The organism is Streptomonospora alba, assembly GCF_000826685.1.
GTDB classification, from domain to species: domain Bacteria; phylum Actinomycetota; class Actinomycetes; order Streptosporangiales; family Streptosporangiaceae; genus Streptomonospora; species Streptomonospora alba.
In genome coordinates, this window is record NZ_JROO01000023.1 from 17,065 (window position 1) to 36,456 (window position 19,392).

Genomic DNA, 19,392 nt, shown 5'->3' on the forward strand with positions numbered 1-19,392 from the left:
CACAGTCGACTCTATGCAACGCCACCGACAGCGGCGCCGCCGCAACCCCGTACGCTGCGGCGACCTTCCGCTGCGGGCGCCGACGGGATCAGGCCGCGTCGACCTCGATGTCGGTGCTGTCACCGAAGAGCCAGTAGTACCAGAGCGACGCGGTCTCCCTGGTGATGTACCACATCTGGGTCTCCCGCTCGATCACAGCGGGTCCCGAGCGCGACGGCGAAGTGGCCGCCTCCATACCGTGGTCCTCGGCCATCTGGCGCGAGCGCAGGCTGTGCCACGGGTCGCTGACGATGACCACGCTGGACCAGTCCCGCTCCTCGAAGACGCCGGCGACCGCCGTGATGCTCTGCAGGGTGTCGCCGCCCTCCTCGACGGCGACGACGTCGTCGGCGGGCACGCCCTGCTCGACCAGCCAGTCGCGCCCGGAGCCGCCCTCGGTGTAGTTGTCGCCGGGCTGGTTCCCGCCCACGGTGACGAGGACGGGGGCGACGCCCTCGCGGTAGAGCTCCTCGGCGTGGGCGAGCCGCGCCTCGAAGATCGGCGAAGGACGGCCGTTGTACTGGCTGGCGCCCAGCACGAGGATCGCGTCGGAGGCGGGGCGCTCGTCGGCGCGCGCGGTGTACCACACCCACGCCCACGTGGCGGGCGGGGCCGCGAGCACGAGCAGCAGCACCAGCGCCACGAACCAGCGCAGCCGGAAGCGGCGCCGCCGGGGCGGCCGGGGCGGCGACCCGCCCGGCCCACCGCCGCGCCGGTACGGCGCGCGGGGCTCGGGCCCGGCGGGGTCGGGCTCCCGCTGGGACCCGGGGACCGTGCCGGGCGATGGGCCGGTGCGCCGCAGGACTCTGGTCCGCTCCTCGCCGCCGGCACCGACCGGATCGGCGCCGGCACCCGGATCACCGCCGCCGTAGGGGGCGGCGCGGTCGGCCGGTCCGGAGGACGCGGTGGGGCCGTAGGCGTCCGCCGCCCGCTCCCCCGGTGCCTCGGCCCCCGGGTAATCCTCGCGGGAGAGCGGCTGCGTGCGGTCTTGAGGGGAATCCGGCACGCCGGATCCCGGCCGGGAGAAGACCCGGGTCGCGCCCGGTTCGTGTCCGGCCGGCTCGTTCGGCACGCCGGCGCCGCGATCGTCGCCCCCAGCTGGCACCGCTCACCCCCCGGTTCGCTCGTCGGATACCTGACGATAACCGACACCGCGGGCGTTGCTGCGCCGGGCGGCATCCGCCTGCGGGGCGCCGCCCGGCGCCGACGGGGCCGCGCCGGCCCGGGCCCCGCGCCGGCTCAGCCGCGCACCGCGGCCCGGCCGGCCTCCAGCCGGGCCACGGGCACGCGGAACGGCGAGCAGGAGACGTAGTCCAGGCCGGCGCGGTGGAAGAAGTGCACCGAGTCGGGATCGCCGCCGTGCTCGCCGCACACGCCGAGCTTGATCCCGGGCCGTGCGGCGCGCCCTTCCTCGACGGCGATGTCGATGAGCCGCCCGACGCCCTCCACGTCCAGCGATTCGAACGGGGACACCCCGAAGACGCCCTTCTCCAGGTAGGCGGAGAAGAACGAGGCCTCGACGTCGTCGCGGGAGAAACCCCAGACGGTCTGGGTGAGGTCGTTGGTGCCGAAGGAGAAGAACTCGGCGCTCTCGGCGATCTGCCCGGCCGTCAGCGCCGCGCGCGGCAGCTCGATCATGGTTCCGACGGGGAAGTCCAGCTCGACGCCGTACTCCTCGGCGACCTCGCTCAGCACGCGCGTGGCCTCCTCGCGGATGATCTCCAGCTCCTGGACCGTGCCCACCAGCGGAATCATGACCTCCGGCCGGGGGCGGCGGCCCTCGCTCAGCAGCTGAGCGGCCGCCTGGGCGATCGCGCGCACCTGCATGGTGAACAGGCCGGGTACCACCAGGCCCAGCCGCACGCCGCGCAGGCCCATCATCGGGTTCTGCTCGTGCAGCCTGCTCACCGCCTGCAGCAGCCGCCGGTCCTCCTCGGGATCCTCGCCGCGCGACTCGGCCAGTGCCACGCGCACCGAAAGCTCGGTGAAGTCGGGCAGGAACTCGTGCAGCGGCGGGTCGAGCAGCCGCACGGTCACCGGCAGGCCGTCCATGGCCGCGAACGCCTCGGCGAAGTCGCCACGCTGCGGGGACAGCAGCCCGTCCAGGGCCTCCTGCTGTTCGGCGTCGTTGTCGGCGAGGATGAGCCGCTCGACGAGTCGGCGGCGGTCACCGAGGAACATGTGCTCGGTGCGGCACAGCCCGACGCCCTCGGCGCCCATGCGGCGGGCTCGGGCGGAGTCGTCGGCGTTGTCGGCGTTGGCGCGCACCAGCAGCCGCCGCGCGGAGTCGGCGTGGCGCATGATGCGGTCCACGGCGCGCACGAGGTCGTCGGCGTCGTCGGCGGCGGGGTCGATCTCGCCCTCGAAGTAGCGCACGACGGGCGAGGCGACCACGGGCACCTCGCCGAGGTAGACGCGGCCGCTGGTGCCGTCGATGGAGACGACGTCGCCTTCCTCGACGACCTCTCCGCTCGGCGCGGTGATCCGGCGGTTCTTGACGTCGATGTCGAGCTCCTCGGTACCGCACACGCAGGTCTTGCCCATGCCGCGCGCCACGACGGCGGCGTGGGAGGTCTTGCCCCCGCGGCTGGTGAGGATGCCCGCAGCCGAGAGCATGCCTTCGAGGTCGTCGGGGTTGGTCTCGCGCCGGCACAGGATGACGTCCTCGCCGTCGTGGGCCCGCGTGACGACGGCTTCGGAGTCGAAGACGACCTTGCCCACCGCGGCGCCGGGCGAGGCGTTCATGCCCCTGCCCAGCAGGTGGCCCTGGGCGTCCTCGGCGAAGCGCGGGAACATCAGCTGGGCGAGCTGGTCTCCGGTGACACGGGAGAGGGCCTCGTCGAGGGTGATCATGCCCTGGTCGACGAGCTGGTCGGCGATACGGAAGGCCGCGGCGGCGGTGCGCTTGCCCACCCGGGTCTGCAGCATCCACAGTTTGCCGCGCTCGATGGTGAACTCGATGTCGCAGAGGTCGCGGTAGTGGTTCTCCAGCGTCTCCATGATCGACAGGAGCTCGCTGTAGCTCGCGGGGTCGAGGCGCTCCAGGTCGGCCAGCGGAACCGTGTTGCGGATGCCGGCGACCACGTCCTCGCCCTGGGCGTTTTGCAGGTAGTCGCCGTAGACGCCCTGGCGGCCCGATGCGGGATCGCGGGTGAAGGCGACGCCGGTGCCGGAGTCCATGCCCATGTTGCCGAACACCATGGCGCACACGTTGACCGCCGTGCCCAGGTCCACGGGGATGCGCTCCTGGCGGCGGTAGAGCACGGCGCGCGGCGCGGTCCAGGAGCCGAACACGGCGCGCACGGCCAGGTCCATCTGCTCGCGCGGGTCGGAGGGGAACTCCCTGCCGGTGTGCTCGGCCACGATCCCCTTGAACAGCTCGACGAGCTTGCGGTGGTCGGCGGCGTCCAGGTCCAGGTCGCCGGTGACGCCCTTCTGCCGCTTGACCTCCTCGAAGGCGTCGTCGAACAACTCGCCGCCGATCCCCTGCACGGTCTTGCCGAACATCTGGATCAGCCGCCGGTAGGAGTCCCAGGCGAAGCGCTCGTCGCCGGACTGGGCGGCGAGGCCGTGCACCGACTCGTCGTTGAGGCCGATGTTGAGGACTGTCTCCATCATCCCGGGCATGGAGAACTTGGCGCCGGAGCGGACGCTGACCAGCAGCGGATCGTCGGCCTGGCCGAGCCGCTTGCCCATCGCGCGCTCCAGAGTGCCCAGCTTGGCGTCGATCTCGGCGTCGATGCCCTCGGGCATGGCGTCGTTGGTCAGGAAGTACCGGCAGGCCTCGGTGGTGATGGTGAACCCCGGGGGCACGGGCAGGCCCAGATTGGTCATCTCGGCCAGGTTGGCGCCCTTGCCGCCGAGCAGATCCTTCAGATCCTTACTGCCCTCGGCGAACTCGTAAACGTACTTGGGCACGGTGGCTCCCTGCTGTCGGAAGGACCGGAAACGGCCGCTCGTCCTGGAATGCGCGCGACTCTACCCAGCTGACGCGTTTCCACCTCTCACCCCACCCTAATACCGATGTTTTCGCAGGCCGAAGCATTTCTACAGGTCTATACCAATGGTCTCTTCTTCAAGCACCTCCACCCCGGCCGCACAGACCGCTGGATGAGACCGGGGACACACCGATGCGCAGGTGGGTGCGGGTGGGACCCGTGGTGATCCCCGTGCGGCGGCGACCTCCGAGAGACCTCTCCCCCACTGGTCCACTACGCCGGCGCGGCCGCCCGGGAAGGCGGCGGTGCCGCCCGCCGGCGGTGGTGCACCCATCGCCCTGCGCACCGGATGCGCGAACAACCCGCGCGACCCGCGCGCGAGCGGCTGCACGGCACCGCGGGACGCTGCGAAGATGCGGACATGTCCGAATTCAGTGCTCTTGACACCACCGCCTCCGACACCGAGCGCCAGGAGCAGATCGTCGCGACCCTCGTCGACGCCTTCTCCGACCTCATGACGGCCGCCCCCGACGCCTTCCGCACGAAGTTCCGCAAGATGGCCGCCGACCCCTTCGCCTTCTACCGGGGCAGCGCCTGCCTGTTCTACGCCGACGTCGCCGGCGTGGAGGACCCCTGGATCGACGAGCGCACCTCGCGGGTGTGGATCCAGGGCGACCTGCACGCCGCGAACTTCGGCACCTACATGGACGCCCAGGGTGCGCTCATCTTCGACGTCAACGACTTCGACGAGGCCTACCTGGGCCACTTCACCTGGGACATCCAGCGGTTCGTGGCCAGCGTGTCCCTGCTGTGCTGGCGCAAGGCGTTCTCCGACGAGGACATCGAGGCGCTCGTGGGGACCTATGTACGCTCCTACGTCGAGCAGGTGCGCTGGTTCGCCGAACACAGCCGCGACGAGTCGTTCTCGCTGCGGCTCGACACCACCGAGGGCCGCATCCGCGAGGTGCTCCAGCGCAGCCGGCTGAACAGCCGCGTGTCCCTGCTGGACTCGATGACACGGGTGCAGGACTACGACCGCCGCTTCCGCGAGGGCGACGGCGTGCGGAGGCTGGCCGCCGAGGAGCGCGACGCGGTCTGCGCGGCCTTCGAGGCCTACCGGGCCACCATCCCCGACGACAAGCGGTACTCGTCGATCGCCTACCGGGTGAAGGACGTGGTGGGCAAGTCGGGCTTCGGTATCGGCAGCGCCGGACTGCCCGCCTTCAACGTCCTCATCGAGGGCTTCAGCGAGGCCTTGGACAACGACATCGTGCTGTCGATGAAGCAGGGCAATGTGGCGGCGCCCTCCCGCGTGGTCACCGACACCGGCATCAGCGACTACTTCCTCCACCACGGCCACCGCACCGCCCTCTCCCAGCGCGCGCTCCAGGCCCACGCGGACCCGCTCCTGGGCCACACCACCTACGGCGGCACCGGCTTCGTCGTCTCCGAACTCTCGCCCTACACCGCCGACCTGGACTGGAGCGACCTGACCGAGCCCGACGAGATCGGCGCGGTGGTGGACTACCTCGGACGGGCCACGGCCAAGGCCCACTGCGTCTCCGACCGGGACTCCGATCAGTCCCTGGTGCCCTTCCAGACCGAAGACGCGATCATCGAGGCGCTCGACGGCCGCGAGGAGGAGTTCGTCGCGTGGAACACCGACTTCGCCCGCCGCTACTCGGAGCAGGCCCGCAGGGACCGCTCCCTGTTCGTCGACGCGTTCCGCAACAACGCCGTCCCGGGCGTCCGCTCCACCGGCGTCTCCCGTACACACGCCTGATCCGGGTAGTCGACCTGTGCCGAGCGACACAGGATTACTCATCGGTAACCTACGGCTCCGTAGGTTATAGTCGACAGTGACAACGCCTCCGCCGCGGCGCGGGGCGGCGGGGTCCGCGCGGCCCCGCACCCGCGCCTTGGCGGACCCGCAGGAGGACGGAGGATCAGGTGTGCGCCCCAAGCGAACCGAGGACATGGTGACGCCCTCGGCCCCCCGGCCCCCGAACCAGCAGCACGAGGGCGCGTGGGGCATCGCAGCCGACCTCGTCGAGGCGGTCAAGCCGCGCCTGCGCGGCTGGCTGCACCTGGGCACCGCGCCCCTGGCGCTCGCGGCCGGAATCGTCTTGATCAGCCTGGCCCCCACCACGGCGGCCCGCGTCGCCGCGTCCGTCTACGCGGCCTCGGCGGTACTGCTGTTCACGACGTCGGCCGTCTACCACGTCGGCCGCTGGTCCCGCCGCCCCTTCGCCGTGCTGCGCCGGATGGACCACGCGAACATCTACCTGATCATCGCCGGGACCTACACGCCGTTCGTGGTGCTGGTGCTCGACGGCGGGCTGCGCACGGCGATGCTCACGCTGATCTGGACGGGCGCCGTCGCCGGCGTGCTGTTCAAGATGTTCTGGCTCAACGCGCCCCGCTGGCTGTCGACCGCCCTGTACCTGGCGATCGGCTGGGTGGCCGTGCTGTTCATTCCCCAGCTGGTCAGCGGAACCCACCCCGCGGCCTGGATCCTGGTACTGGCCGGCGGGCTGCTCTACAGCGCCGGCGCCGTCGTCTACGCCATGAAGCGGCCCGACCCCGCCCCGCGCTGGTTCGGATTCCACGAGGTCTTCCACTCACTGACCGTGGCCGCCTACGTCTGCCACTACATCGCCGTGTCGTTCGTCGTCTACACGGCCGGGTGAGCCCGTCGGGCGCCGGACACGGCACCGGGCTCGCCGGCCGGAGGCCGCCGGTGCGGTGCGGCGAGTGGAACATGTTCCGCGTGCGTGGCCGCGCCCCCGGCGTCCCGGCGCGTCCCCGGCGAATGATCAGTCACGATTCGCTTACACATAGGGGCGAGCGGCCCGCGCCTCGGGACGTGCGGCCGTCGTGAAGATACCGTGAGAACCGGTTCCGCCGGATGTGTGCATCCGGCAGACCGAAGGAGGCGACCGGAAACCACATCCCCCCGGGTCCGGTCGCCTCTTTCGCTTGTTCGGCCCCGCCCCTGTCGGCGCCCTGCTTCCGGCCGCCTCAGCAGCCCGGCAGGCGCTCCACCAGGTACATCTCGACCTGGTCCAGCGAGACCCGCTCCTGGGACATCGTGTCGCGCTCCCGCACGGTGACCGCGTTGTCCTCCAGGGTGTCGAAGTCCACGGTCACGCAGAACGGGGTGCCGATCTCGTCCTGGCGGCGGTAGCGGCGGCCGATCGCGCCGGCGTCGTCGAACTCCACGTTCCAGCGCTTGCGCAGCGCCGCGGCGAGGTCGCGGGCCTTGGGCGAGAGGTCGGCGTTGCGCGACAGGGGCAGCACCGCCGCCTTGACCGGCGACAGCCGCGGGTCCAGCCGCATGACCGCGCGCCGTTCCATCTTGCCCTTGGCGTTGGGCGCCTCGTCGACGTTGTAGGCGTCGAGCATGAACGTCAGCACCGCGCGGTCGACACCGGCCGCGGGCTCGACGACGTAGGGCACGTAGCGCTCTTCGGTCTCCTGATCGAAGTAGGACAGGTCCACGCCCGAGGCCCGCGAGTGGGTCGACAGGTCGAAGTCGGTGCGGTTGGCGATGCCCTCCAGCTCGCCCCACTCGGATCCGGTGAAGTTGAAGCGGTACTCGATGTCGACGGTGCGCTTGGAGTAGTGCGAGAGCTTCTCCTGCGGATGCTCGTAGAGCCGCAGGTTCTCCTTGGAGATGCCCAGATCGGCGTACCACTGCATGCGGCTGTCGATCCAGTACTGGTGCCATTCCTCGTCGTTGCCGGGGCGGACGAAGAACTCCATCTCCATCTGCTCGAACTCGCGGGTGCGGAAGATGAAGTTGCCCGGCGTGATCTCGTTGCGGAACGACTTGCCGATCTGGCCGATGCCGAAGGGGATCTTCTTACGCGCGCTCTGCTGCACGTTCAGGTAGTTGATGAAGATGCCCTGGGCGGTCTCGGGCCGCAGGAACGCCAGGCCCGACTCGTCGTCCTGCACGGCGCCGAGGTAGGTGCGCAGCATCGCGTTGAACATGCGCGGCTCGGTGAAGGACTTCTTCGCGCCGCAGTTGGGGCAGGCGAGGTCGTCCACTCCGTTCTCGGGCGGGTGGCCGTGCTTCTCCTCGTAGGCCTCGATCAGGTGGTCGGGGCGGAAGCGCTTGTGGCAGGACTGGCACTCGGTGAGCGGGTCGACGAACGCGTTGACGTGGCCCGACGCCTCCCACACGTCGCGGGCCAGGATCACGCTGGAGTCCAAGCCGACGATGTCCTCGCGCTCCTGGACCATGGCGCGCCACCACTGGCGCTTGACGTTGCCCTTCAGCTCCACGCCCAGCGGGCCGTAGTCCCACGAGGCGCGCAGACCCCCGTAGATCTCGCTGGAGGGGTAGACCAGACCCCGGCGCTTGGCGAGGTTGACGAGGGCGTCCATTGCCTCAGACTTGGCGGCCATTAGCTTCTCGATTCTCCATCCGGCTGGCGGTCGGCGGATCGCGCAACGCGATGTACTGACGGTGAGTGCCCAGCTTAAGGGACCGGGGAGGGCGGACGCGCACCGACGACGATACGCACCGAAACGGTGCCGCTTCGACGGGTTTTCCGCCCTGTGCCCGGTTCGCGGCCCGGCGCCCGGACCGCGCACACGGCTTCAGGCTGTTGCCCCGCCCCCGGAGCCGGGGTCGGCGTCGTAGCCCTCGGGTACGCGGCGCGAGACCACCTCGAAGGCGCTGGGCTCGTTGAAGGCCGTCGACAGCAGCGGGACCGCCGCTATACGCACGTCGAAGTCCGACAGCGCCCGCCGGTAGGCACCCGGGCCGTCCCACTCGGTCACCACCGTCCACAGCTGCGGATCGTCGGCGGCTCGGCCGACGCGGGATCCGCGGAAACCGGGGCGCCGCGACATCGCCTCGACGGCGGCCTCGGCGCGGGCGACGAACGCGTCCTCCTCGCCGGCGGGGACTGTGTGGCGGGTGATCACGAACACGGGCCCATCCTCTCACCGGGCCGCCGCCCGCCGGACCCGATCGCGCGGGCCCGCCGGGCGCATCGCTCAGCCCGCACCGAAGACCCGGTCCGCGATCCGCGCCGCCGCGTTGCCGTCGTCCAGCGGGCAGAAGCGGTCGGTGAAGGCCTTGTACTTGTCGCCGTAGGCCGCACCGACCTCGTCGACGTTCAGCAGCGCGTCGATGACGTCGTCGGAGTGGTGCAGCAGCGGTCCCGGCGCCGTCTCCTCGAAGTCGAAGTAGAAGCCGCGCAGGTTGTCGCGGTAGCTCTCGATGTCGTAGGTGAAGAACAGCATCGGGCGGCCGGTGTTGGCGAAGTCGAACATCATCGACGAGTAGTCGGTGATCAGCACGTCGGTGATCAGGAACAACTCCATGATCTCGGGGTACAGCGACACGTCGTAGACGAAGTCGCGCCCGACGATCGGCACGCTGTCGACGACCCGCGGGTGGCGGCGCACCAGCAGCACGTGGTCGTCGCCGAGCTTCTCGTACATCCGCCGCAGGTCCAGGTGCAGATCGAGCTTGTGCTTGCCGCGGGTGTAGTACTTGTCGTCGCGCCAGGTGGGCGCATACAGCACCACCTTCTTGCCTTCGGGAATGCCCAGCCGGCGCCGTGTGCGCTCGGCGATCGCTTCGCGCCCCGGCGAGAAGAAGATGTCGTTGCGCGGGTAGCCGGTTTCGAGGATCTCGCCCTCGAAGCGGAACGCGCGCCGCAGGATGGGGGTGGCCCACGGGCTCGGCGAGACCAGGTAGTCCCACTGCCGGGTCTCCCAGGCCAGTTGCTCGTGGTAGTCGCGGGACTTGCCGCGGATGTTCTCAATGTCGAACCCGATGCGCTTGAGCATCGATCCGTGCCAGGTCTGCACGACGACCTGGCCGGGGCGGCGGGTGAACCACGCAGGCTGGCGGGAGTTGGTCACCAGGTAGGAGCTGCGCGCCAGCGCCTCGTAGTAGTCGCGGCCGTTGTGGCGCACAGGGGCAAGATCGTCGGGCAGGGTCACCTGGCCGTCCTTGACCAGCCACGACATCGGGTAGTCGGCCCAACCCTCACGCGAGCGCAGTTCGGCGTAGATGCTGTGCGGACTGTCGGAGAACTGGCGCCCGGTGTAGCTGTCGAAGAGGATGCCGGGCTCCAGCGGCTCCGCGCGCAGCGCCGGGTAGACCTTGTCGCGCAGGCGCTGCTGGGCGTAGGTGCCCTTCTCCTCCGCCCGCAGGTCGCTGCCCACGCGAAGCACGGGCATCTCGCTTCCGGTGTCCTCGAAGGTGTAGGCGCGCTCGGGGGTCTCCATGCGCAGCGGCAGGCGGCGCAGCAGCTCGGCGTCGATCTCGGCGCCGATGTCGGTGGCGGGGCCGTCGTCGCGGCGCACCCGCGCCCACAGCTGGTAGCTGCCGGCCGGAAGCGGCAGCGTACCCGAGAGGGTGGGGATGTCGGCGGGGGTGAACACCGCGCGGAAGGAGTCGCCGTCGCGCGTCAGCGAGACCGCGTGCTCCTCGTCGCGGCCCAGGGCCTTGAACACCAGCTCGGCGCGCGCCTGGGCGGAGTAGTAGCCCTCCAGCACCAGGTTGCGCCCGGACCAGGACACCTCGCGGACCACCGGGTGCGCCCAGCCCCCGCGCAGGCGCATGTAGCCGGTGCTGGTGCGCTGCACGGCGACCTCGTGGTATCCGTCCACGGCCGCGTAGGCGGCGGACTCCACGTCGTCGGGCATGACCACCGCGGCGGTGCGGCCGTCGGGCGCCGCCAGCTCGGCCCGCCACATCTCCTGGCGCAGCATGCGGGTGCCCTCGTCGACCGCCTTGTCGACCAGGTCGCCGACGGGCACCCGCGCGCAGAAGCGCGCCCCGTCGACTTCGAGGGGGTACTCCAGGTGCGCGGTGCCCGGCGAACGGGCCAGCCGCAGGCAGCGGGTCTCGGCCGCGGGCGGGCCGACGAACTCGCCGCTCAGCACCAGCTCCGGACGGGCGCCGGCGCGGCTGATGCGGTGCCCGGACAGCCGGGCCTGCACCGGTGCGACCGATATGGACAGCCGGCGCCCGCTGTCCCACGTGGGCCGCACCCACACGTCCTCGGCGACCTCGCGGTAGGGCGGGCGCTCCGGCGGCCCGCTGACGGGGTTGCCCACGATCCGGCGGCGGACCAGGCCGCGGTTGATCACCACCAGCTCCAACTGCCAGCGGGCCTCCTGCCGCGCCTTCGAGGTGCGCAACCGGGCCGGGTCGACGGTGATCTCGAAGCCGCCGTAGTCGTGCCGGGCGGCCGTGGGCACGTCGGGCAGCCGGTACTCCGCGGCGCGGCGCACCTTGACGGCCACGGCGATGCGCCGCCCGGTGTCGGCGTTGACGGCGAACGCGAAAACCTGCTGCTGCCAGCGGCGGGCGGCGCGCAGATGCACGATGCCCACCCGGCCCGAGACCACCAGCCGCCCGTCGCGCCACTCGACGGACTCGGTCTTCTGGCGGACCTTGAGCTCGCTGTCGGCACGGTAGAGGTCGCGGGGCACACCGGCGGCGGCGTCCTCGAAGAAGGGGTACCGGAGGTAGTAGTGCAGGCCGCGGCGGACGACCGGCGCCTTCTTGAGCTCGACGCTCTTCTGGAAGATGACGGTCTCCAGCAGGCGCTCCTCCTGGCGCTTGCGCACCAGGAAGTAGTTCAGCCGGTGCAGCGGCGCGAGGGCGTCCAGGACATCGCGCGAGACGGTGCCCAGGTAGGCGTTGGCCAGGTCGAGGAAGCGCCTGCGCGCGGCGTCGTCGGCGTCGTCCAGGCGCAGCAGGATCGACCGCATGTCGCTGCGCAGCGCGCGGCTGTCCCACAGGTCGCGGTCGGACCCGGTGAGCACGGCGGAGAGCTCGGCGAGCGCGGTGAGCCGGCGGGAGACGGCGGGCGCGGCGCTGTAGTCGTCGCTGTCGGCGCGGTCGCGCGCCAGGTGCACGGGGGCCACGAGCACGTCCACGGCGCGGGCGGCGAAGTGCGCCCGCACCACGTCCAGGTCGGTGTCGCGGTCGGGGTCGTGGCCGGAGCCCGCTGCGGGGGCGAAGCTGCCGGCGGGCAGGCGGTCCCAGAACGTCCGGCGCCACAGCTTGTTGCCGTGGCGGCGGTCGAGGAGCAGGGCGGGCAGTGCGTGCACGTCCGTTGCGATGCGGGTCTCGGTGAAGACGCTGCGCTGGGCGGAGGAGGGACGCGAGCCCAACTCGTTGAAGCGGTAGATGTCGCCGGTGGCGAACTCGGAGCCGGAGGCGTCGAGGCTGGCGCCCAGGTAGGAGAGCGCGTAGCTGCTCAGCATGTCCCCGCCGCCCAGGAACATCAGGTACTCGCCCGAGGACGCGGCGGCGCCGACCGACCGGGCCGCGCGGTGGGACTCGGCGGTCTCCGCCGACAGCGACACCGCGAGCCCTCCGGGCGGATCGGCCGTGAACTCGCGGGCCGTGGCCAGGCCCTCGGAGCGGACGGTGTCGACAGCCTCGTCGCTCTCCTCGTCGGGCGACTCCTGCAGCTCTTCGGCGCCGGCCCGGGTGTCGCCTTCGGCCTCGTCGGCCTCGTCGGGGTCGATGTCGACGCCCGCCGAAGCGGGATCAGCGCCGCCGGTCTCCGTGCCGCCGTCGGCCGGGCCGGTGCGAGGCGCCACGGGCACGAGGACGGCTTCGACGTCGTCGCGGCGCTGGTCCTGGCGCGCCAGGGAGTCGAGGCTGTCCTGCAGATGCGGCTCGGTGACGTCGAAAGTCACGATCACACTGAACTTCGGCACGGAAAAGATATCTCCCGACGTGTCTGCTACGGAGCACGAAGATCGGACGGCGGGGGATCGCGGTGGCGTCGGCACGTCAACCTAGGTCACCGCGTGTAAGTGGTCGGTAAACCTCCGACACCGCCACAGGCGCCCGCACGGCCCGCACGAGTCGGTCGCCTCCCCTCGCGACCGGGGACGGAGCCGCTGCGTCCGCCCACCGCCTTCTCCGCGGGCCTCCAGGGTCTCCGCCGCCCTGGCTATGCACCACCGTGTCTATCGTCGGCAGCTTGGATTTCGCTGTGAACGCACTACCGTCCACGTGGCACAGGCGCGCGGCGCGCAGCGAGGCGCCTCCCCGCTCGACGGCGGAAGGCTCCACCCCGGCGAACAGAATAGCGCCATCGGGCGGGGCCGCCGCACGACCGCGCCCACGGCACCGCTCGTGGTCGTCCGCTCAGCGGGGGAATCCGTGCGGTGGTAGGCGTGTGACGCGATTCCCGTCTCCGGCTGGTGGGGGCGGCTCGCTCGCTGCGCGCCATGCCGAAGCCTTCCGGGGCAGCGGCTTGTGCGTGGTCCCGCCGGGGCGCCTTCCCCGCCGTTGAGGGTGGCGCGTCCCGGGCCTAAGCTTCCGGAGCAGGAGTCGCCGCAGCGGAGCGCGGGGGCGGTAAGGGCGGAGGAGACGGTGTCGGCCAAACGCAACAAGCGCGGAGCGAGCCGGTCCACCGGCCGCGACGGAGCGGCAGGGGCTTCGCGGCCACTGCCTCCCGGGGACACGCTCTACACACCCGGCGCCGGCCCGCTGCGCCGAGACATCGAGCGGCGCAGCGCGGTTCCGCTGGTGTGGCTGCACAACGCGCCGAACCTGCTGCTGCCCGCGGTGGTGGGCGCGGTCCTCATCGCGGGCCTGGTGGTGGCGGGGGTCGTCGGCGCCGTCCTGCTGGCGCTGCTCGCGGCGTTCTTCGGGTGGCTGGCGTTCCTGGCCTGGCCGCGCCTGCGCGGCGGTGAGCGGGCGATGCGCGTCGTGGCGGTGGGGGTGCTGCTCGGTCTGGGGCTACTGCAGAGCGGCCAGTTCTGAGGAGGCGCTGAGACCGGCCGCGCCGACGGCGTCCCCCGCTCCCAGGGAGACCGCATTCCGCAATTTTGACAATCGTTTTCGTTTTCGTGATAATCGAAGAGTGTCCACCGTTACCACCGGCGTCCCCGCGCAGGATCGCACCTCTGCGGGCGCGGCCCCGGCCGTGCGCGTGGCCGACGCCGCGGTCGCCTACGACAGCACGACCGTCCTCAGCGGAGTGAGCCTCGAGGTCCCCGCCGGCGAGATCCTGGCCGTCCTCGGCTCCAACGGTTCGGGCAAGTCCACGCTGGTTCGCGCGATGCTGGGGCTGGTGCCGCTGTCGTCCGGAAGCGTCGAGCTGCACGGCACGCCGCTGCGCCGCTTCCGCGAGTGGGGCAGGATCGGCTACGTGCCCCAGCGCCTGTCGGCCGGGGGCGGCGTCCCTGCCACTGTGCGCGAGGTCGTGGCCTCCGGACAGGTCGTCCGGCGGCGCCGGCTGCACCGCGCCACCGCCGCCGAGCGCGCCGCTGTGGGCGAGGCGCTCGAAGCCGTCGACCTCGCCGACCGCGCCCGCGACTCCGTGCACGAGCTCTCCGGGGGCCAGCAGCAGCGGGTGCTCATCGCCCGCGCGCTGGCGGCGCGCCCCGACACCTTCTTCTTGGACGAGCCCATGGCCGGCGTCGACGCCGCCAGCCAGCGCGCGCTCGCCCGCACCGTCACCCGGCTCAGCGCGCAGGGCGCCACCGTCGTGCTGGTGCTGCACGAACCCGGCCCGCTGGAGCCGCTGATCGGCCGCAGCATCGTCCTCTCCGGCGGGGGCATCGTGCACGACGGCGCTCCGCCCCGTCCCGAGGGCGACTGCGCGCGCCCCGGGCACGAGCACGTGCACCCCCACGCCGATCCCGACCCCGCCTCGGCCGCCCTGCCCGACATCGAGGTGCCACGCCGTGGCTGAGATGCTCCAGCTGGACTTCATGCGCCGGGCGCTGCTGGCCGCCGTGCTGGTGGGCATGGTGGCGCCGGTGATCGGCACGTTCCTGGTGCAGCGCCGCCTGGCGCTGCTGGGCGACGGCATCGGCCACGTCGCGCTCACGGGCGTGGCGCTGGGCTTTCTGACCGGCACCTCCCCGGTCGTCGCCGCGGCGATCGTCGCCGCGATCGGCGCGGGACTGATCGAGCTCGTCCGAGTGCGCGCGCGCACCAGCGGGGACGTCGCGCTGGCGCTGCTGTTCTACGGCGGCATCGCCGGCGGCGTGCTGCTGATCGGACTGGCCCCGGGCACCACGACCGCCACCCTGACCGCCTACCTGTTCGGCTCCGTCAGCACGGTCACCAGCGGCGACATCGTGATGGTGGCGGTGCTGGCGGTGCTGGTGCTGGCTACCGTGGGCTACTTCGGCCGCGAGCTGTTCGTCCTCTGCCAGGACGAGGAGGCGGCCCGCGCCCACGGATTGCCGGTGCGCATGCTGAGTCTGGTCATCGCGGTCACGGCCGCGCTCACCGTCGTCCTGGCGATGCGGGTGGTGGGTGTGCTGCTGGTGAGCGCGCTGATGGTGGTGCCCGTGGCCGCCGCGCAGCAGCTCAGCCGCAGTTTCCGGGTAACCCTGGCACTGGCTGTGGCCATCGGCGTCGCCTCGGCTCTGGGCGGACTCTCCACCGCCTTCTACGCCGACGTCGCGCCCGGAGCGGCCATCGTCTTGCTGGCCCTGGGCGTCTTCGCGGCGGCGGTGGCGGCCGGCTACCTGGTACGCAGCGCGCGGGGCATGGCACGCAGCACCCGCGACGCCGCAGGGGCACCGGCTGAGGGTACGATGCCCCAGACCGAGCAGGGGGGCGTAGCATCATCATGAGCACACGACGCGAGACCGTTCGCCAGGCCCTCAACGAGAGCACCGGGTTCCGCAGCGCCCAGGACCTGTACGCGAACCTGCGGTCGGAGGGCTCCAAGATCGGCCTGACCACCGTCTACCGGGCGCTGCAGGCGCTCAGCGACTCCGGCGAGATCGACGTCCTGCGCACCGACGACGGCGAGGCCGTCTACCGCGCATGCATCACCGACACCCACCATCACCACCTGGTCTGCCGCGACTGCGGAAAGGCCGTCGAGGTCGAAGGCCCGCAGGTGGAGCGCTGGGCCGAGGCGATGGGTACGCAGCACGGCTTCACCGACGTCACGCACACCGTGGAAGTGTTCGGCACCTGCGCCGCCTGCGCCGCGGCCTGACGTCGGCGAGCGCCGGAGCGCGCCGCGGGTTCCCTCCCGAGCGGCGCGCTCCGGCGTCCGTGTCAGTTCCCGGGGCCCGCCGGTTGCAGCGGCTCCAGCTCGGGGCGCTTGGGTGCGAGCCCGTCGCCGGAGGAGCGTCCGGTCAGCCGCCGCCCGATCCAGGGCACCAGGTGTTCCCGTGCCCACACCAGGTCCTCCTGGCGGGCGGAACGCCACGGCCGCGGGCGCTCGGCGGGCCAGGGTTCGCGCCAGTCGGCGGGCGGGCAGGCGTCGAGGACCTCGCAGACCCGGAGCGCGATGCGCCGGTGGCCCTCGGCCGAGAGGTGCAACCGGTCACTGCTCCAGGCCCGGTGGTCCCTCAGCACGCGCATGCCCCACAGGTCCACCACGTCGCAGCCGTAGTCGTCGGCGATCGCCCGCACGTGCATGTTGTAGGTGGCGATCCTGCCGCGCAGGTGGCGCATGACCGGTTGGAACCCGGTATCCATGCCGGTGAAGACCACGATGCGCGCGCCGGTGGCGGCCAGCCTGCGGATCGCGGCCTCGAAGATCCGCGCCGTGACGTCGGGGTCGGCGCCCGGGCGGATGATGTCGTTGCCGCCGGCGCAGAGGGTGACCAGGTCCGGCTGCAGCTCGACGGCCCGCGGCACCTGGTGCTCGGCGATCTGGCGGATGAGCCTGCCGCGCACGGCCAGGTTGGCGTAGCGGACCTCGCCGCGGCTCGCGGCGAGGTGCTCGGCCAGCCGGTCGGCCCAGCCCCGATACCGCGCCGATCCGGTTCCTTCGCTCTCGGGATAGGGGTCGTCCAGACCCTCGGTGAAGCTGTCGCCCAAGGCGACGTAGGAGATGATGTCGCTCCCGCTGGCAAACCCGCTCATGATTCCCGATGATGCACCTACGACCTCGGGTTACGCGACAGTAGGTTCGAGCCTGGGGTGCTCTGTAACAACCGTCACCCCTCCCGGGCCGGGGCGAGGCCGGTGGGCGGGAGGGGTACTCGGCGGCTACTCGGGCCGGTGGGCGCGCTCGCGTGCGTCGAGGTGCTGCAGGTCCGGACGCTTGGCTGTGACGTGGTCGCCGGAGGAGCGCCCGGTCAGCCGCCTGCCGATCCAGGGTGCCAGGTGCTCGCGGGCCCAGTGCGCGTCGGCGCGGCGCGCGGCGCGGCGGTCCAGCGGCGGCAGCGGCGGCCAGGCGTCGTCGCCGCTGCCCTCTGCCGGCACGCCCAGCGTCTCGCAGACCTTCAGCGCGAGCCTGCGGTGGCCCGCGGAGGACATGTGCAGCCGGTCGGCGTCCCAGGCACGCGCATCGCTCAGGGTGTCCATGGACCACTGGTCGACCAGGTAGCAGCCGTGGCGGTCGGCGATGGACCGCACGTTCAGGTAGTAACGGGCGAACATGCCGATGCGCAGCCGCATGAAGCCGCCGCTGAAGTTGACGCCGGTGAACAGCACGACATCGGATCCCGCGTCCCGCAGGCGGCGCACCGCCAGCTCCAGTACGCGGGCGAGCCGGTCGGGATCGGCGCCGGGCCGCAGCAGGTCGTTGCCGCCCGCGGAGAGTGTCACCAGGTCGGGGGCCATTTCGAGGGCGCGGGGCAGCTGGTCGGTGATGATCTGGCTCATCAGCTTGCCGCGCACGGCAAGGTTGGCGTAGCGCAGTCCCGGCACGGGCTCGGCCAGGTACTCGGCGACGCGGTCGGCCCAACCGCGGTAGAGGGTTTCACCGCCGGTCTGCTCGGGCGGATACGGGTCTCCCACCCCTTCGGTGAAGCTGTCGCCCAGCGCCACGAAGTCGAGTGCGCGGCGGTCCAGGTCCAGCGGGCTCACCGCGCCTCCTCGGTGTTCTGCTCGCCGGTCGCGGGCCCGGGTTCGACCGGGTTGGGCACGGCCCCGCCGTAGCGGCGGTCGCGGCTGGCGTAGATCTCGCAGGCGTGCCAGAAGTGCCGCCGGTCGAAGTCGGGCCAGAGGGTGTCCAGGAAGACCATCTCGGCATAGGCCGACTGCCACAGCAGGAAGTTCGAGGTGCGCTGCTCGCCGGAGGAGCGCAGGAACAGGTCGACGTCGGGCAGCTCGGGCTCGTCGAGGTATTGGGCCAGCGTGGCCTCGGTGATGCGGTCGGGGTTGAGCCGGCCTTCGGCGGCCTTGCGCGCCAGGGCCGCGGCCGCGTCGGCGATCTCGGCCCGGCCGCCGTAGTTGACGCAGAACTGCAGCGTCAACGCGGTGTTGTCCTTGGTCATCTCCTCGGCGTCCTCCAACTCGGAGATGACGCTCTTCCACAGCCGCCCGCGCTTGCCGGCCCAGCGCACCCGCACCCCCATGGCGTGCAGCTCGTCGCGGCGGCGGCGGATCACCTCGCGGTTGAAGCCCATGAGGAAGCGGACCTCGTCGGGCGAGCGCTTCCAGTTCTCGGTGGAGAAGGCGTAGGCCGACAGGCAGTCCACGCCCATCTCCAGGGCTCCCTCGACGACGTCGAACAGGGAGGACTCGCCCGCCCGGTGGCCCTCGGTGCGGGCCAGGCCGCGCTCCTTGGCCCAGCGGCCGTTGCCGTCCATCACGATCGCCACGTGGCGCGGGACCAGCTCCTTGGGCAGCTCCGGCGGCCGGACCCCGCTGGGATGGGGATTGGGCGGGCGGTAGGCCCGGCGGGAGGAGGAGGTGTTGAACAGGCTCAAGAGCGCTCCACAAGACGCAGCGATCGGATTCCGTTTTCCAGGTGCCACTGGAGGTAGGCGGCCACCAGTCCGCTGCACTCGTTGCGGTGGCGGTCCTCACTGGCGTCGGCCGTGGGCCAGTCGCCGCCGAGCAGGGCCAGCATCAGCTGCAGGGTTTGTGCAGCGGGGTGGGTGGCGCCGTGGGGGCGGCACACCGAGCACACCGACCCCCCGGCGTGCACGGCGAAGGAGCGGTGGTCCCCGCGCGAGCCGCAGCGGGCGCACTCCTGCAGTGCGGGCGCGTAGCCGGCCACGGCCAGCGAGCGCAGCAGGTAGGCGTCCAGCACCAGGCGGGAGTCGTGGGTGCCTTCGCCCAGGGTACGCAGCGCGCCGATGAGCAGCAGGAACTGCCGCAACTGGGGGTCGTTCTCGACCGCGACGACCTTTTCGGCGGTCTCCAGCATGGCGGTGGCCGCGGTGTAGCGGGAGTAGTCGTCGACGATGGACTCGCCGTAGGCGCGCAGGGTCTCGGCCTGGGTGATCACATCGAGCGTGCGGCCCGTGTAGAGCTGCAGGTCGACGTGGCTGAAGGGCTCCAGCCGGGCGCCGAAGCGCGACTTGGTGCGCCGGACGCCCTTGCCCACCGCGCGAACCAGCCCGGTGCGCCTGGTCAGCAGGGTGACGATGCGGTCGGCCTCGCCCAGCTTCTGGGTGCGGAGGACGACTCCCTCGTCACGGTAAAGGCTCACTCCCCCATTGTCGCGGATCAGTACCGCCGACGCGCACGCGGAGCCGC

The 19,392-nt window shown here is 71.8% G+C and carries 15 protein-coding genes; 6 read left to right on the forward strand and 9 right to left on the reverse strand.

What is annotated here, in order from left to right:
• Positions 1-88: 88 nt before the first annotated feature.
• Both LP52_RS12455 and ppdK read right to left on the reverse strand, forming a co-directional pair.
• On the reverse strand, positions 89-1,045 hold the full coding sequence (locus LP52_RS12455; protein ID WP_084723155.1) for a YdcF family protein: 957 nt from the start codon (positions 1,043-1,045) through the stop codon (positions 89-91).
• Positions 1,046-1,278: 233 nt separating this feature from the next.
• Entirely contained in the window at positions 1,279-3,957 is a 2,679-nt protein-coding gene (gene ppdK, locus LP52_RS12460) for a pyruvate, phosphate dikinase (protein ID WP_040273480.1), read from the reverse strand.
• A 441-nt stretch (positions 3,958-4,398) separates the two neighbouring features.
• On the opposite strand from ppdK, the gene LP52_RS12465 reads away from it, so the two are divergent.
• Together LP52_RS12465 and trhA are read left to right on the forward strand one after the other, a co-directional pair.
• On the forward strand, positions 4,399-5,760 hold the full coding sequence (locus tag LP52_RS12465) for a DUF2252 domain-containing protein (RefSeq protein WP_040273574.1): 1,362 nt from the start codon (positions 4,399-4,401) through the stop codon (positions 5,758-5,760).
• A gap of 193 nt (positions 5,761-5,953) precedes the next feature.
• Positions 5,954-6,667 (forward strand): PAQR family membrane homeostasis protein TrhA, encoded by a 714-nt coding sequence (gene trhA / locus LP52_RS12470; protein WP_052809786.1) that lies wholly within the window; start codon positions 5,954-5,956, stop codon positions 6,665-6,667.
• A gap of 331 nt (positions 6,668-6,998) precedes the next feature.
• Here trhA and LP52_RS12475 read toward each other — a convergent pair whose 3' ends face one another.
• The 3 genes from LP52_RS12475 to LP52_RS12485 all read right to left on the reverse strand — a co-directional run bounded on the left by LP52_RS12475 (position 6,999) and on the right by LP52_RS12485 (position 12,686).
• Positions 6,999-8,390: a glycine--tRNA ligase gene (locus LP52_RS12475; RefSeq protein WP_193789984.1), complete on the reverse strand. Its 1,392-nt coding sequence runs from the start codon at positions 8,388-8,390 to the stop codon at positions 6,999-7,001.
• A gap of 195 nt (positions 8,391-8,585) precedes the next feature.
• Positions 8,586-8,921 (reverse strand): antibiotic biosynthesis monooxygenase family protein, encoded by a 336-nt coding sequence (locus LP52_RS12480; protein WP_052809775.1) that lies wholly within the window; start codon positions 8,919-8,921, stop codon positions 8,586-8,588.
• A 66-nt stretch (positions 8,922-8,987) separates the two neighbouring features.
• The gene (locus tag LP52_RS12485; protein ID WP_040273484.1) at positions 8,988-12,686 is read right to left on the reverse strand and encodes a CDP-glycerol glycerophosphotransferase family protein; all 3,699 of its coding nucleotides are present in this window, start codon (positions 12,684-12,686) and stop codon (positions 8,988-8,990) included.
• Between the two features lie 664 nt (positions 12,687-13,350).
• On the opposite strand from LP52_RS12485, the gene LP52_RS12490 reads away from it, so the two are divergent.
• The 4 genes from LP52_RS12490 to LP52_RS12505 all read left to right on the forward strand — a co-directional run bounded on the left by LP52_RS12490 (position 13,351) and on the right by LP52_RS12505 (position 15,946).
• Positions 13,351-13,743: a DUF6703 family protein gene (locus tag LP52_RS12490; protein ID WP_040273486.1), complete on the forward strand. Its 393-nt coding sequence runs from the start codon at positions 13,351-13,353 to the stop codon at positions 13,741-13,743.
• Between the two features lie 100 nt (positions 13,744-13,843).
• Complete coding sequence (locus LP52_RS12495) at positions 13,844-14,677, forward strand: metal ABC transporter ATP-binding protein (RefSeq protein WP_040273488.1); 834 nt, start codon at positions 13,844-13,846, stop codon at positions 14,675-14,677.
• Positions 14,670-15,572, forward strand: coding sequence for a metal ABC transporter permease (locus LP52_RS12500; RefSeq protein WP_040273489.1), 903 nt, complete (start codon positions 14,670-14,672; stop codon positions 15,570-15,572). The genes LP52_RS12495 and LP52_RS12500 overlap by 8 nt, the downstream gene beginning before the upstream one ends.
• Positions 15,569-15,946, forward strand: coding sequence for a Fur family transcriptional regulator (locus tag LP52_RS12505; RefSeq protein WP_040273491.1), 378 nt, complete (start codon positions 15,569-15,571; stop codon positions 15,944-15,946). Before LP52_RS12500 ends, LP52_RS12505 begins: the two co-directional genes overlap by 4 nt.
• Before the next feature lie 62 nt (positions 15,947-16,008).
• On the opposite strand, the gene LP52_RS12510 is transcribed toward LP52_RS12505, so the two are convergent.
• The 4 genes from LP52_RS12510 to recO all read right to left on the reverse strand — a co-directional run bounded on the left by LP52_RS12510 (position 16,009) and on the right by recO (position 19,345).
• Positions 16,009-16,824: an SGNH/GDSL hydrolase family protein gene (locus LP52_RS12510; protein ID WP_040273493.1), complete on the reverse strand. Its 816-nt coding sequence runs from the start codon at positions 16,822-16,824 to the stop codon at positions 16,009-16,011.
• Positions 16,825-16,950: 126 nt separating this feature from the next.
• The gene (locus tag LP52_RS12515) at positions 16,951-17,772 is read right to left on the reverse strand and encodes an SGNH/GDSL hydrolase family protein (RefSeq protein ID WP_040273494.1); all 822 of its coding nucleotides are present in this window, start codon (positions 17,770-17,772) and stop codon (positions 16,951-16,953) included.
• A complete protein-coding gene (locus tag LP52_RS12520; RefSeq protein WP_040273496.1) occupies positions 17,769-18,617 on the reverse strand; it encodes an isoprenyl transferase in 849 nt (282 codons plus the stop codon). Before LP52_RS12520 ends, LP52_RS12515 begins: the two co-directional genes overlap by 4 nt.
• Complete coding sequence (gene recO / locus LP52_RS12525; RefSeq protein WP_040273577.1) at positions 18,614-19,345, reverse strand: DNA repair protein RecO; 732 nt, start codon at positions 19,343-19,345, stop codon at positions 18,614-18,616. Before recO ends, LP52_RS12520 begins: the two co-directional genes overlap by 4 nt.
• Between the last annotated feature and the right edge of the window lie 47 nt (positions 19,346-19,392).